Raw genomic sequence first — 13,395 nt, 5'->3', positions numbered from 1 at the left:
CGCCTAGCCGATCCGATAATTCGGCGATTCGCGGGTGATCTGCACATCATGGACGTGGCTTTCCTTGAGCCCCGCACCGGTGATCCGCACGAAACGGCAGTTCCTGCGCATCTCCTCGATCGTGGCGCAGCCGGTATAGCCCATCGCGGCGCGCAATCCGCCGACAAGCTGGTGAACCACCGCTCCGGCCGATCCCTTGTAGGGCACCTGCCCCTCGATTCCCTCGGGCACCAGCTTGTCGCTGGCGGCATCCTTCTGGAAATAGCGATCCGCAGATCCGCGCGCCATCGCGCCGATGGAACCCATGCCGCGATAGGCCTTGAAGCTGCGGCCCTGATAAAGGATCACCTCGCCGGGGCTTTCATCCGTGCCGGCGATCATGCTGCCCACCATCGCGCAAGACGCACCTGCCGCAATGGCCTTCGCGAAATCGCCTGAGAACTTGATCCCGCCATCGGCGATCACCGGCACGTCGCCGGCGGCTTCCGCACAATCCATCACGGCGGTGAGCTGCGGCACACCGACACCCGCCACCATCCGCGTCGTACAGATGGAGCCAGGCCCGATCCCGACCTTGACGGCATCGGCCCCCGCATCGATCAGCGCGCGCGTCGCCTCGGCCGTCGCGACATTGCCCGCGATGATCTGCACCTCGTTCGACAGCGCCTTGGCGCGGCGCACGGCCTCGATCACCCCTGCGCTATGGCCATGCGCGGTGTCGATCACCACGATATCGGCGCCCGCATCGATCAGCGCCCCGGTGCGTTCGAACCCGGCATCGCCTACGGAACTCGCCGCGGCGACGCGCAGGCGGCCCAGATCGTCCTTGCAGGCGGTCGGATTGAGCACGGCCTGCTGCGTGTCCTTCAGCGTCAGAAGCCCGGTGAGCCGGTTCTCGGCATCCACCACCAGCAGCTTCTCGATCCGCCGTGCGCGCATCAGGCTGATCGCCTCCTGGCGATCGGCGGGCTCGCGCAGCACCGCCAGATTGTCCGATGTCATCATCGCACTGACCGGCGTATCATCCGACGTGGCGAAACGCATATCGCGATTGGTGACGATACCCGTCACCCGCCCCTGCTCGTCCACCACCGGGAAGCCGGTGAAATTATACTGCTCGATCAGCGCCTTGGCATCGGCCAGCGTCTGATCGGCGCGCAGCGTAACCGGGCTGTAGACGATACCGCTTTCGAAGCGCTTGACACGCCGCACTTCGCGCGCCTGTTCCTCGACCCCGAGGTTCTTGTGGATCACCCCCACGCCGCCCGCCTGCGCCATGGTGATCGCCATGCGTCCCTCGGTCACCGTGTCCATCGCCGAGCTGAGCAGGGGAATGTTCAGCGCGATCTGCCGTGTCACGCGCGTGCGCGTATCGGCCGTGCTCGGGAGCACCTCCGACGCACCGGGCACGAGAAGAACATCGTCAAAGGTGAGAGCCTCGCGAATCTCCATCGGAATTCCTTTCCCAAAGGCAGCATCGTTAGGCACGTCCCTATTGCATCCAATACCCCCGAGGAAAACCCCTTTCGCGCGCTTTCGGCTTCTTTGGGCCTTAAATACCTTCCGGGGGTCCGGGGGTGGAAAACCCCCGGCGCGTGCCGCTCGAAACACCGCCCGGCCTTTACCGCGCCTCCCCGTTGCGCCAGTCTGCCCGGATCGCACCCTCAAAGACTGGACATGATCGCCATGACGAACGACGCCGGCACCGGCCGCCTCAACCTGCCCTTCACCGGCATCTGCACCTTCGCGCGCAGCCCCTATCAGCCCGACTGGACGGCGATCGAGGCCGATGCCGCGATCCTCGGCGCGCCGTTCGATGCAGGCACGCAGTGGCGCGCAGGCGCACGGTTCGGGCCGCGCGGGGTGCGCGATGCCTCCACGCTCTTCAGTTTCGGCCATGCCGGCGCCTACGATCACGAAGATGACGTCACCTATCTTGAAGGTATCCGAGTCGTCGATCTGGGCGATGCCGATATCGTGCACACCGACACCGCGCAAAGCCACGCCAACATCCAGGCCGGCGTGCAGGCGATCCGCGCGGCGGGCGCATTGCCCGTGGTGATCGGTGGCGATCACTCGGTCAACATCCCCTGCATCGACGCGTTCGAGGGCGCGGCGCCGTTTCACATACTGCAGATCGACGCCCATCTCGATTTCGTCGATGAACGCCACGGCGTGCGCAACGGGCATGGCAACCCGATGCGCCGGGCCTCCGAGAAGGCGTGGGTGTCCGGCATGACGCAGCTCGGCATCCGCAATGTCAGCTCCACCACCCGCGAGGGCTATGAGGCGGCGCGCGCCTTCGGGGCCGATATCCTCTCGGTGCGCCAGACGCGCACGCTCGGCACGCAGGCGGTGGCGGGGCGCATCCCCAGGGGCGTGCCGGTCTACATGACCATCGATATCGACGGGTTCTGCCCCTCCATCGCACCCGGCACCGGCACGCCGAGCCATGGCGGCTTTCTCTATTACGAGGTGCTCGAACTGTTGCAACGCGTCGCGCAGGAGCATGAGATCGTCGGTATCGATCTGGTCGAAGTGGCACCCGATTACGATCCGACCGGAACGACATCGATCCTTGCGGCGCAGCTTTTGCTCAACCTTCTGGGGTTTGTCTTTCACGCGCGACAAGCCGGCGGCTGATGTCCAAACCCGCGCCGGAAATCCGCCGGTTTTCCAGCCAATGCCGCCCGCAGGGTTGCGCGATGCGCCCCGGCGCGTTTTGATTGCCGGGCATAACAGGCAGGCAGGTTTTCCATGACACGTCCCCTCGCGGGTCTCACCGCTCTCGATCTGTCGCAAGGCACGGCGGGCGGGTTCGCCACGCGTCAACTCGCCGATCTCGGCGCGCGCGTCATCAAGATCGAACGGCCAAACCGGGGCGACCCCGGAAGGGCGCATCCGCCAATGAAAGACGGCAAATCGGCCGCTTTCGCCGCCGAAAACCACAGCAAGAGCTCCATCGCGCTCGATCTGAAGGCTGAGGCGGATCGCGCGATCTTCGACCGGCTGCTGGCGCGCGCCGATATCCTCGTCGAAACGCTCCGCCCCGGCGCGCTGGAGCGTCTGGGCTATGACTGGCACGCGTTGCAGGAGCGGCACCCGCGCCTGATCCTGGCCTCGCTGTCCGGTTTCGGCCAGACCGGGCCGGAGGCCAGGCGCCCCGGCTATGACCTGATCGCACAGGCCCGCAGCGGTTTGATGTCGATCACCGGAGCGGCCCAGGGCATGCCGGTCTGCGCCGGAGCGCCCATCGCCGAGCTTGCGGCCGGGCTCTATCTGGCGCAGGGCATTCTGGCCGCGCTGCATGATCGCAACACCACCGGCACCGGCCGCCGGGTCGATGTCGCGCTGCTCGACGCGCAGATGGCGCTGCTCGATCACGCCATCGCCAGCGCCGCCACCACCGGCGCCGCGCCCGGCCCGTCCGGCGCACGGCACAAGGCCATCGCGCCCTGCGAAACCTTCGCCGCCTCCGATGCACCGTTCGTAATCGCGATCGGCAATGACCGGCTGTTCGAAAAGCTCTGCGTCGCATTGAACCTTCCGCTTGCCGGCGATCCGCGTTTTTCGAGCAATCCGGAACGATTGCGCAATGTCCGCTTGCTCAAACGTCTGATCGAAGCCGTGACGATCGAAGACACCGCTGCGCGCTGGCTCGCCCGGCTTTCCGCCGCCGGCATCCCTAGCGCGCCGATCCAAACCGTGGCGCAAGCGATACGCGATCCGCAGATCACCGCGCGGCACATGATCGTCGACGTGCTCGATCGCAACGGGCGCACCGCCTTCAAGGCTGCCGGCACTCCCGTCAAGTTGAGCGGTTGCCCCGATCCGACAAGCCGCCCCGCGGCGCCGGAACTCGACGGCAACCGGGGCGAGATCCTGCACTGGCTTGAGCGCTGACGGAAATTCCTCGGGCTCTCCTTCTCCGTCATCCTCGGGGTCGCGTCCGAGGATGGCGACAAACACCGCCCATTCTCCACACGCGCCCTTCCCCGCCGTTTCTCATAATCATCATGACGCAATTCACCTTTTTCCCGATGCGCATTTCCCTATGATCCGCGCAATTGCGTAGAGGGAATCCCATGTCCGAAACCGATCCGCTCGTTGTCTTCACCCCGTCCGGCAAACGCGGCCGGTTCGCGCCCGGCACACCCGTCCTCACCGCCGCGCGGAAGCTGGGCGTCGATCTCGACAGCGTCTGCGGCGGACGGGGGATCTGTTCGAAATGCCAGATCACCCCGTCCTATGGCGAATTCTCCAAGCATGGGCTGACCGCGCGCGAGGGCGCGCTGTCCGATTGGAACGCCGTCGAGGCCCGCTATGACGAAAAGCGCGGGCTGAAAGCGGGTCGGCGGCTGGGGTGCCAGGCGCAGATCCTCGGCGATATCGTGATCGACGTGCCGCCTGAATCGCAGGTTCACCGGCAGGTCGTGCGCAAGGCCGCCAGCGCGCGGGTGATCGAGATGAACCCCGCGACGCGGCTGTATTATATCGAGGTGGACGCGCCCGACATGCACGAACCGACGGGCGATCTGGAACGCATCGCGCGGGCTCTTGCCGCGCAGTGGAGCATTCCTGAAATCACTTGCGATTTCAATGCCCTGACGCGGCTGCAACCGGTTCTGCGCAAGGGCGAGTGGCGCATCACCGTGGCGCTTTACCGCGAAACGGAAACCGCCGTGCCGCGCCTGATCGGCGCATGGCCCGGCCTTCTGGAAGGCGGGATCTACGGGCTGGCCATCGATCTGGGATCGACCACCGTGGCGGCGCATCTGACCTCGCTCGATACCGGCGAGGTCGTGGCCTCCTCCGGCATCATGAACCCGCAGATCCGCTTCGGCGAGGATCTGATGAGCCGCGTCAGCTACGCGATGATGAACCCCGGCGGCGATGTCGAGATGACGCGCGCGGTGCGCGAGGCGATGGACACGCTGATCGGCGAGATCGCCGCCGAGGCCGGGATCGGCGCGGACAGGATTCTCGAGGCGGTGCTGGTCTGCAATCCGGTGATGCATCACCTGCTGCTCGGCATCGATCCGGTGGAACTCGGACAGGCGCCCTTCGCGCTGGCCACCTCTGCGCATCTGAACCTGACCGCGCGCGATCTCGACCTGGATGCCCTGCCGGCGAGCGCGCAGATCTACATCTTGCCCTGCATCGCCGGCCATGTCGGCGCGGATGCCGCCGCCGTGGCGCTGTCGGAGGAACCGGGCAAATCCGACGATCTGGTGCTCGTTGTCGATGTCGGCACCAATGCGGAGATCCTGCTCGGCGATACGTCGCGCGTTCTGGCCTGCTCCTCGCCAACCGGCCCGGCGTTCGAAGGCGCGCAGATCAGCTCCGGCCAGCGCGCCGCGCCCGGCGCGATCGAGGCGATCCGTATCGATCCGGCCACGAAAGAGCCGCGCTTCAAGGTGATCGGCTGCGATCTGTGGTCCGATGAGGAGGGCTTTGCCGAGGCGGTCGGACCGGGCGGCATCACTGGCATCTGCGGCTCGGGCATCATCGAGGCGGTTGCCGAAATGCGCATCGCCGGGCTGATCGATCCGTCCGGGCTGATCGGCAACGCCGCGCAGACCGGCACGCCGCGCTGCGTGCCCGAGGGGCGCACCAATGCCTATCTGATCGCCGATGCCAGCAAAACGGGCGGGCCGCGCATCACCGTCACGCAGGGCGATATCCGTGCGATCCAGTTGGCGAAATCCGCGCTCTACGCGGGCGCGCGCCTGTTGATGGACGAGATGGGCGTGGACAAGGTGGATCGCGTCGTGCTCGCGGGTGCCTTCGGGGCGCATATCAGTCCCAAACACGCGATGGTTCTGGGCATGATCCCCGACGCGCCGCTTGAGAAGGTGACGAGCGCCGGCAACGCCGCCGGCACCGGCGCGCGGATCGCGCTGTGCAACCTGCCTGCCCGCGCGGAGATCGAACGCACGGTGCGCCGGATCACCAAGATCGAAACCGCCATCGAGCCGAAATTCCAGGAACATTTCGTCAACGCGAACGCGATCCCCCACGCGGTGGACCCGTTCCCCGAACTCAATTCGGTGGTTACGCTGCCGCCGGTCTCATTCAGCACCGGCGGCGAGAGTGAGGGCGGACGCAAGCGGCGGCGTAAGCGGGCCTGACGGTCAGACCGACTGCATCCGCGTCGCCTCGCCCAGCCAGGCGTCGGAGTCGACGGCCTCCGCCAGAACCCAGGCGACATCGCCGCGCGCGGCTTCGCCGGACATATCGACATCCGTGCCGTAGCGAATGTCGCGATTGCCGTCATCTTCGGTCAAGGCCACTGGCCGGACGATGGCATAGGGCAGGCCCGACGCCTTGAGGTGTTCATCGGCGTCGTGCTTGGCCTGAAGGTAAGGGGCCATATCGCCCTCTTCTGGGGGATCTTCGGTGCCGACCGAACTCAGCATGACAAAGCGCCGCGCGCCCGACTGCTTCGCCAGATCGACCAGCCTCTTCGCGCCGTCCCGGTCGACCTTGCGGGTCATCTCCTCGTCGGTATCGGCACCCGATCCTGCGGCGAAAACGACGGCGTCGCACCCCTCGCAGACGTCGGCCTGCAAGTCGGTCAGATCGCCTTTGCGCAGCTGTGCCCCTTCGGGCAGGACGGATGTGTCGGAACTCTCGCGCACCAGCGCGACGGGCTCATGGCCGCGTTCGATCAACTCGCGGGTCAGGCGCTGGCCGGTCTTTCCGGTGGCGCCGGCAACAAGAACTTTCATGGGATCTCCTTTCGGGCTTGGTCGATACCCGGAAAACCCGGCCGGCCACCCATGGTTCCTGGACCGCGCTGACCGCGCTTGCCATGGGCGGCGCGCTGTGAGACCCCTTCGGGCATCCCTGCCCGCCCGGAGACCGCCATGCCCGATCTTGCGCAAATCCTGAACCGGCTCGACCGGGAGATGCGCGCGGATGGGGATTGGGGCGAGGTCGCGGCGTATATTCCAGAACTGGCGCGGGTTCCAAAGGATCGGTTCGCCATCGCGGTGGTCACGGCGGACGGCAGCCTCTACCGCGCGGGCGATGCCGATGAGCCCTTCTCGGTGCAGTCGATCACCAAGGTTTTCACGCTCGCCATCGCGCTGGGGCGCAGCGGCGATCAGCTTTGGCACCGCGTGGGGCGCGAGCCTTCGGGGCGTGCGTTCAATTCCATTGTCCAGCTCGAACAGGAAAACGGCCGTCCGCGCAATCCGTTCATCAACGCGGGTGCGATTGTCGTCACCGACGAAGTGCTGTCGGGCCGTGAGCCGCGCGAGGCGCTGGCGGAGATCGTGCAATTTCTCAAGACCGCCTGCGGCTCGGACGATGTCTACATCAACAATGCCGTTGCCGCTTCCGAAACGGCGCATGGCCATCGCAATTTCGCGCTGGCGCATTTCCTGGCGTCCTTCGACAACCTGCTCAATCCCCCCGACCTGACGCTCGGCACCTATTTTCATCACTGCGCGCTTGAAATGAGCACGGTCCAACTGGCCCGCGCCGGTCGCTTTCTGGTCAATGCGCCCGATCTTCCACGGCTCATATCGGCCACCCGCGTGCGGCGGCTCAATGCGCTGATGATGACCTGCGGACATTACGATGGCTCGGGCGATTTCGCCTATCGTGTGGGCATACCCGGCAAGTCGGGCGTCGGCGGAGGGATCCTCGCCATCGTGCCGAACGTGGCGTCCATCGCCGTCTGGTCGCCGGGACTGAACCGATATGGCAATTCGGCCAAGGGCACCGAAGCTTTGGCGCGGCTCACACGGTTGATGGATTGGTCGGTGTTCTGAGCCGGCCCAGCACTCTCAGACCTCCGTATCGCCCAGATCCGCGATCACCATGGAGCGCGCCCGGTTCACGCGGCTCTTGACCGTGCCCATCGTGATCCCGCAAATCTCACCGCAGCTTTCATAGCTTTCGCCCAGCATCACCGTAAGAATGAACGCTTCGCGGTAATGCACGGGCAAGCGATGCACGGCGGCCAGAACCTCCTGCCCGCGCAAGGTCCATTCCTGCGTCGGCTCCACCCGCACCTCTGCCGAAACGCAATCGAGCGGGCCGGTGCGTTCGCGCACGCTCTTCGCGCGGCTGTTGTAGAACGTGTTGCGCATGATCGTAAAAAGCCACGCCCGCAAGTTGGTGCCGTGCGCGAACTTGTCGCGGTGGCGGATCGCCTTCAGCAGGGTTTCCTGCACCAGATCGTCGGCTTCATCGTCGCTTTGGGTCAGGAAACGTCCGAACGCGCGCAATGCTGGAATCCAGTCGACCGTCTGGTCCGGATCCAGATCTTTTGTCCCGCTTCGGGGTTTTCCCGATGTCGGCGATGTTTCGCGCGGCATTGCCCACCTCCGTTCGGAAAACGAAGCCTGCGCGGTTACGTTCCCTGCGGTTGAGAAAAATCAATCGTCATCGCGCGGCGGCCGGTCCGGGTCGCCGGATCGTTCCTCGGCCAGAAGCCTCTGCAACTCCCGCGCAAGTTCCGCCAGTCGCTCCGGCACCGCCTCCCGCTCGATGGCGGCCATCTGATCGCGAATCCGGTCGGCAAGGGGATCGCGGCCGCGCGGGGCGTCATCAGGTGGCTGTTTCGTCATCTTTCCCGCCTTGGAGCCGATTGCATGTCATACGGCGCACGCCCGACCCTCGGATCACATGACCCGGCGTCAGCACTATGTAACTTTCCGGGTATGAAGCCTTTCCCGAAGACCGTGCAACCGCGCCGCGCGGGAAAAAGCGCAACTGTGACACCGCCGCAAGACCGGCCGCGTGACACGGCGGCTTTGGCGCAAACGATCAATCGCCCTCGCGATCCACGAACTTGTTGAACCGGCTCGTGCGCCCATCCTCGGTCAGATCCTGATGCAGGAACGCCAGCTTGCGATCCTCGAAAGTTTCGAAGAACGTGTCCCAATCGATCGCTTCGAGATCGTCGTCCTGCGGTGCGAAATCGATCCGAAGCAGGCCGCCATCCTCGGTTCCGCGCACACGGGAGGGCCGGCCTCCACGCGCCTCGATCCAGTTGCGGATCACCTCGTGATCGGTTGTCGTCGTCGCTTCGCTCATGCGCGCCTCCCGATGTTACGTTTGAGGGGCGGCGCCCGGCGGGCGCCGCCCCGGCCCGTGTTAACTTGTTCCGGTTACCGAACTTGTCGAGTCCATGTCCTGCTGCTTCACCCGAAGGTTGTTCTGAACATGGGTGACACCGCTCACGCTGTCGCAGCAATCCTCGGCCCGCCGCTTGGCCCTGCGCGAGGTGACGTGCCCGTCGAGCGTCACTTCGGAATCCTTGACCGAAACCGTGATATCGGACGCATCGACATAGGAATCGTCAGTCAGACGGTCGTTCACGTCTTCCTCGATCCGGCTGTCGGAACGCTGGTAGTTGCGCGGCCCGCGCCCCCGCTGATCGGCCTCGCGGCGGCGTTCGGCATCCTCGTCGCCGAACCACGATGCCACTTCGTCGCCGGCCTTTTCGAAGAACCCCCGGTCGTCATCGCTGCGATCGTAGTCGCGGCGCCGGCCATAAGGAGCGGCATAGCCGCCATAGGGGCGCCGGGTCATCGAATCCTCGTAAGGATATGTCATGCCCCCCGCGCCGCCATAACGTTCGCGGCGGCCCCGGCCGGAGCCTTCCATTTCGCCCCGCCGGCGGTAGAAATCGTCCGGTGCGCCGTAGCCCTCGTAGAACGAGTCGCGCCGGTAGGGCGCGTTGCCGAACTCGTCGCGGCCGTAGTTTTGACGGTCGTCCCAATCGCCGTAATCGTCGCCGCCGCGCATGTTGCGGCGTTCGTTCCAATCGCCCCGGCCCTCGCGGTGTCGGCGGCGGTTCTGCTCTCTGTCGTCTCGACGTGCCATTTTATCCTCCTGTTCATGTGGGATTTCCGTTGAACAGAGGCGCGGGTGTTTTGTTCCAGCGCGCGGGGGCGCGGCAGGTCAGACCTTGGCGCGTTTCTTCGGCTCGGCCTCCTTGAGCTTCTTCGCCAGATCCTGCGCGATGGCGAAGGCGCCATTGATCTTGTCGCTGTCCTTTTTCCAGTCGCGGCGGACGACGATCTTGTTGTCCTTGACCTTGGCCAGCCCTTTCTGATCCTTGATGAAATCCACCAGCCCCTCGGGCGAGGCGAACTTGTCGTTGTGGAACTGGATCGTCGCGCCTTTCGGCCCGCCATCGAGCTTGGCGATCCCTGCGCGTTTGCACATCGCCTTGATACGCACGACCAGAAGCAGCGTATTGACCTCCTTGGGCAACTTGCCGAAGCGGTCGATCAACTCCGCGGCAAAGCCCTCAAGCTCCACCTTCGTGGTGAGCGAGGACAGACGCCGGTAAAGCCCCAGCCGCACGTCGAGATCGGGCACGTAATCCTCGGGGATCAGCACCGGCACGCCGAGATTGATCTGCGGCGCCCATTGGTCATCGGCCTCCGACAGCCCTTCCATCTCGCCCGAGCGGATCTTGGCGATCGCCTCTTCGAGCATGGATTGGTAAAGCTCATACCCCACATCACGCATCTGGCCCGACTGCTCGTCGCCCAGCAGGTTGCCCGCGCCGCGAATGTCGAGATCCTGGCTGGCCAGCGTGAAGCCCGCGCCGAGCGTATCGAGACTGCCGAGCACGCGCAGGCGCTTTTCGGCGCTGGGCGTCAGCTTCGCGCGCGGTTTCGTCGTCAGATACGCATAGGCGCGCGTCTTGGAGCGCCCGACCCGGCCGCGGATCTGGTAAAGCTGGCTGAGCCCGAACATATCGGCGCGATGCACGATCATCGTGTTCGCGGTGGGGATATCGAGGCCCGACTCGACGATGGTCGTCGCCAGAAGCACATCGTATTTGCCGTCGTAGAAGGCGTTCATCCGGGTATCGAGTTCACCCGCCGCCATCTGCCCATGCGCCACCACGTAGCTCAGCTCCGGCACCTGCTCCTTCAGGAACTCCTCGATCTCGGGCAGATCGCTGATGCGCGGGACGACATAGAAGCTCTGCCCGCCGCGATAATGCTCGCGCAACAGCGCCTCGCGGATGGTGATCGCGTCGAATTCGCTGACATAGGTGCGGATCGACAGCCGGTCCACGGGCGGCGTTCCGATGATCGACAGATCGCGAACGCCCGAGAGCGACAGTTGCAGCGTGCGCGGGATCGGCGTGGCCGTCAGGGTGAGCACGTGAATGTCGGTGCGCAGCTGTTTCAGCCGTTCCTTGTGGCTGACGCCGAAATGCTGTTCCTCGTCGATCACCAGAAGGCCGAGATTCTGGAACCGGATCCCCTTGGCCAGAAGCGCATGGGTGCCGATGACGATATCCACCGTCCCGCGCGCCAGCCCGTCGCGGGTCGCCTGTGCCTCCTTGGCCGGCACGAAGCGCGAGAGCGGGCGCACTTCGAGCGGGAAGCCCCGGAAACGGTCCGCAAAGCTCTTGTAATGTTGCCGCGCCAGAAGCGTCGTCGGCGCGATCACAGCGACCTGCACACCGGACATGGCGGCGACGAAAGCGGCACGCATCGCCACTTCGGTCTTGCCGAAGCCCACATCGCCGCAGATCAGCCGGTCCATCGGCTGGCCGGACTGCATGTCGGTCATCACGTCCTCGATGGCGCGCAGCTGGTCGTCGGTTTCCTGATAGGGGAAACGCGCCGAAAACGCGTCCCACGCGCCGGGCGGCGGATCGATGATCGGCGCCTTGCGCAGCGCGCGTTCGGCGGCCACGCGGATGAGCTTGTCCGCCATCTCGCGGATCCGCTCCTTCAGCCGCGCCTTCTTGGCCTGCCACGCACCGCCGCCCAGCTTGTCGAGCAAGCCTTCCTCATGGCCGTATTTCGACAGCAGCTCGATATTCTCAACCGGTAGGTAAAGCCTTGCACCTTCGGCATATTCCAGCAGCAGGCATTCATGCGCAGCCCCGGCTGCGGTGATGACCTCGAGCCCCAGATAACGCCCGATACCGTGATCGACATGCACCACCAGATCGCCCGGAGACAGCGATTGCGTTTCGGTCAGGAAATTCTCGGCCTTGCGGCGCTTTTTGGTCGAGCGGATCAGCCGGTCGCCAAGCACATCCTGCTCGGAGATGACGGTCACGCGGCCCTCGCCCCAGGGTGCCTCGAATCCCTGCTCCAGCGGCCAGACGGTCAGGTGCAGCCCGCGCTTGCCGACGCGGGTGAGATCGCGGATCGGGATCGTCTCGGCCAGCCCCTCATCCTCGATCAGCCCGGAAAGCCGTTCCCGCGCGCCATCCGAATAGGACGCGATGACGACCGGTCCGCCTTGAAGTTTCTTGCGCACATGATCCGCCAGCGCGCTGAAAAGGCTGATGCTTTCCTGCTGCCGCTCGGGCGCGAAGCTGCGCCCGATGCGTCCGCCGGCATCCACGACGCCGGGGCCGGAGGATTGCGGCAGCGGATGGAACTGCACCACGCGCCTTCCCGCGATGGCGGCCTCCCAGGCCGCGTCGTCAAGATAAAGCTGCTTGGGCGGCACCGGCTTGTAGACGCTGTCCATCTTCGATTTCTGCGCCAGCGCCGCCTTGCGTGTCTCGTATTGATCGACGATCCCCTCCCAACGCGACAGCCGCGCTGGCGTGACCTGATCGTCCTGCGTGACCGGAACGCCCGGCAGGTAATCGAAAAGCGTCTCCAGCGTGTCGTGAAAGAACGGCAGCCAATGCTCCATCCCCTGCTGCTTGCGTCCCGCGCTGACCGCTTCGTAAAGCGGATCGTCGCTGCCCGCCGCGCCGAACTCGATGCGGTAATTCTGCCGGAACCGGGTAATCGCGGCCTCGTCGAGGATCACCTCGGAGACCGGCGCCAGCTCCACCAGATCGAGCTTTTCCGTCGTCCGCTGCGTCGCCGGATCGAAACGGCGCGCGCCATCGAGCACGTCGCCGAAGAAATCGAGCCGCACCGGACCGCCCTCGCCCGGCGGATAAATATCGATGATGCCGCCGCGAATGGCATAGTCGCCCGGCTCCATCACCGTGGGCGATTGCGAAAACCCCATGCGCACGAGGAAGCTGCGCAACGCTTCTTCATCCACGCGCTGGCCGACCCGCGCGGTGAACGCCGCCTCGCGCAGCACGTCGCGGGCGGGCAGACGCTGAGTGGCCGCGTTCATCGTCGTGAGCAGAACATACCGCTCGGGCATCGCATGAGTCAGCGCCGCCAGCGTCGCCATCCGCGCCGCCGAAATGTCGGGATTGGGCGAGACGCGATCGTAAGGCAGGCAATCCCAGGCCGGAAAGGTGAAGACCGGCATGTCCGGCGCCCAGTTCCGCAACGCGGTCTGCATCTGGGCAAGCCGGCGGTCGTCGCGCGCGATATGACAGACCGCGCCGCCGGATGTCTCCGCCTCGGCCAGGACCAGATGCGCGTCGAACCCTTCGGGGGCGCCGCCCATGGTGATGTGCTTGGATGTGCTCAT

11 protein-coding genes are annotated in these 13,395 nt (G+C 65.4%); 4 read left to right on the top strand and 7 right to left on the bottom strand.

From position 1 onward, the window contains the following. Window positions 1–3: 3 nt before the first annotated feature. Entirely contained in the window at window positions 4–1,452 is a 1,449-nt protein-coding gene (guaB, locus tag M3465_RS15665; RefSeq protein WP_249502710.1) for an IMP dehydrogenase, read from the bottom strand. A 234-nt stretch (window positions 1,453–1,686) separates the two neighbouring features. Between guaB and speB the strand changes: the two genes are divergently transcribed. The 3 genes from speB (at window position 1,687) to M3465_RS15650 (ending at window position 6,131) form a co-directional block, all read left to right on the top strand. Continuing rightward, window positions 1,687–2,643, top strand: coding sequence for an agmatinase (gene speB, locus M3465_RS15660; RefSeq protein WP_249502742.1), 957 nt, complete (start codon window positions 1,687–1,689; stop codon window positions 2,641–2,643). Window positions 2,644–2,757: 114 nt separating this feature from the next. Continuing rightward, window positions 2,758–3,903 (top strand): CaiB/BaiF CoA transferase family protein, encoded by a 1,146-nt coding sequence (locus M3465_RS15655; RefSeq protein ID WP_249502709.1) that lies wholly within the window; start codon window positions 2,758–2,760, stop codon window positions 3,901–3,903. A gap of 182 nt (window positions 3,904–4,085) precedes the next feature. Beyond that, window positions 4,086–6,131, top strand: coding sequence for an ASKHA domain-containing protein (locus tag M3465_RS15650; protein ID WP_249502708.1), 2,046 nt, complete (start codon window positions 4,086–4,088; stop codon window positions 6,129–6,131). 3 nt (window positions 6,132–6,134) lie between these two features. On the opposite strand, the gene M3465_RS15645 is transcribed toward M3465_RS15650, so the two are convergent. Further along, window positions 6,135–6,731: an SDR family oxidoreductase gene (locus tag M3465_RS15645; protein WP_249502707.1), complete on the bottom strand. Its 597-nt coding sequence runs from the start codon at window positions 6,729–6,731 to the stop codon at window positions 6,135–6,137. A gap of 138 nt (window positions 6,732–6,869) precedes the next feature. Here M3465_RS15645 and M3465_RS15640 point away from each other — a divergent pair, with 138 nt between their 5' ends. After that, window positions 6,870–7,781 carry a glutaminase gene (locus tag M3465_RS15640; RefSeq protein ID WP_249502706.1) on the top strand — a complete coding sequence of 304 codons (912 nt, stop codon included), beginning with the start codon at window positions 6,870–6,872 and terminating at the stop codon, window positions 7,779–7,781. Window positions 7,782–7,796: 15 nt separating this feature from the next. On the opposite strand, the gene M3465_RS15635 is transcribed toward M3465_RS15640, so the two are convergent. From M3465_RS15635 to mfd, 5 genes are all read right to left on the bottom strand, one after another. Beyond that, on the bottom strand, window positions 7,797–8,330 hold the full coding sequence (locus M3465_RS15635) for a sigma-70 family RNA polymerase sigma factor (protein WP_249502705.1): 534 nt from the start codon (window positions 8,328–8,330) through the stop codon (window positions 7,797–7,799). Between the two features lie 60 nt (window positions 8,331–8,390). Next, window positions 8,391–8,582 (bottom strand): hypothetical protein, encoded by a 192-nt coding sequence (locus tag M3465_RS15630; RefSeq protein ID WP_249502704.1) that lies wholly within the window; start codon window positions 8,580–8,582, stop codon window positions 8,391–8,393. Window positions 8,583–8,781: 199 nt separating this feature from the next. Beyond that, entirely contained in the window at window positions 8,782–9,051 is a 270-nt protein-coding gene (locus M3465_RS15625; protein WP_249502703.1) for a hypothetical protein, read from the bottom strand. Between the two features lie 60 nt (window positions 9,052–9,111). Then, entirely contained in the window at window positions 9,112–9,843 is a 732-nt protein-coding gene (locus tag M3465_RS15620) for a BON domain-containing protein (RefSeq protein WP_249502702.1), read from the bottom strand. 78 nt (window positions 9,844–9,921) lie between these two features. Next, a complete protein-coding gene (gene mfd, locus M3465_RS15615; protein WP_249502701.1) occupies window positions 9,922–13,395 on the bottom strand; it encodes a transcription-repair coupling factor in 3,474 nt (1,157 codons plus the stop codon).

Origin of the sequence: Marivita sp. GX14005 (assembly GCF_023370775.1) — a bacterium.
GTDB lineage: Bacteria > Pseudomonadota > Alphaproteobacteria > Rhodobacterales > Rhodobacteraceae > Marivita.
Note: the sequence above shows the minus strand (reverse complement) of the source record. Positions and strands in the feature narration are given on the sequence as shown.

What these genes read in the sequence shown, in the direction of transcription:
- speB (WP_249502742.1), top strand. Translation starts at nt 1,687, where the DNA reads ATGACGAACGACGCCGGCACCGGCCGCCTCAACCTGCCCTTCACCGGC.
- guaB (WP_249502710.1), bottom strand. Translation starts at nt 1,452, where the DNA reads ATGGAGATTCGCGAGGCTCTCACCTTTGACGATGTTCTTCTCGTGCCC.
- mfd (WP_249502701.1), bottom strand. Translation starts at nt 13,395, where the DNA reads ATGAGCACATCCAAGCACATCACCATGGGCGGCGCCCCCGAAGGGTTC.
- M3465_RS15650 (WP_249502708.1), top strand. Translation starts at nt 4,086, where the DNA reads ATGTCCGAAACCGATCCGCTCGTTGTCTTCACCCCGTCCGGCAAACGC.
- M3465_RS15635 (WP_249502705.1), bottom strand. Translation starts at nt 8,330, where the DNA reads ATGCCGCGCGAAACATCGCCGACATCGGGAAAACCCCGAAGCGGGACA.
- M3465_RS15630 (WP_249502704.1), bottom strand. Translation starts at nt 8,582, where the DNA reads ATGACGAAACAGCCACCTGATGACGCCCCGCGCGGCCGCGATCCCCTT.
- M3465_RS15625 (WP_249502703.1), bottom strand. Translation starts at nt 9,051, where the DNA reads ATGAGCGAAGCGACGACGACAACCGATCACGAGGTGATCCGCAACTGG.
- M3465_RS15640 (WP_249502706.1), top strand. Translation starts at nt 6,870, where the DNA reads ATGCCCGATCTTGCGCAAATCCTGAACCGGCTCGACCGGGAGATGCGC.
- M3465_RS15645 (WP_249502707.1), bottom strand. Translation starts at nt 6,731, where the DNA reads ATGAAAGTTCTTGTTGCCGGCGCCACCGGAAAGACCGGCCAGCGCCTG.
- M3465_RS15620 (WP_249502702.1), bottom strand. Translation starts at nt 9,843, where the DNA reads ATGGCACGTCGAGACGACAGAGAGCAGAACCGCCGCCGACACCGCGAG.
- M3465_RS15655 (WP_249502709.1), top strand. Translation starts at nt 2,758, where the DNA reads ATGACACGTCCCCTCGCGGGTCTCACCGCTCTCGATCTGTCGCAAGGC.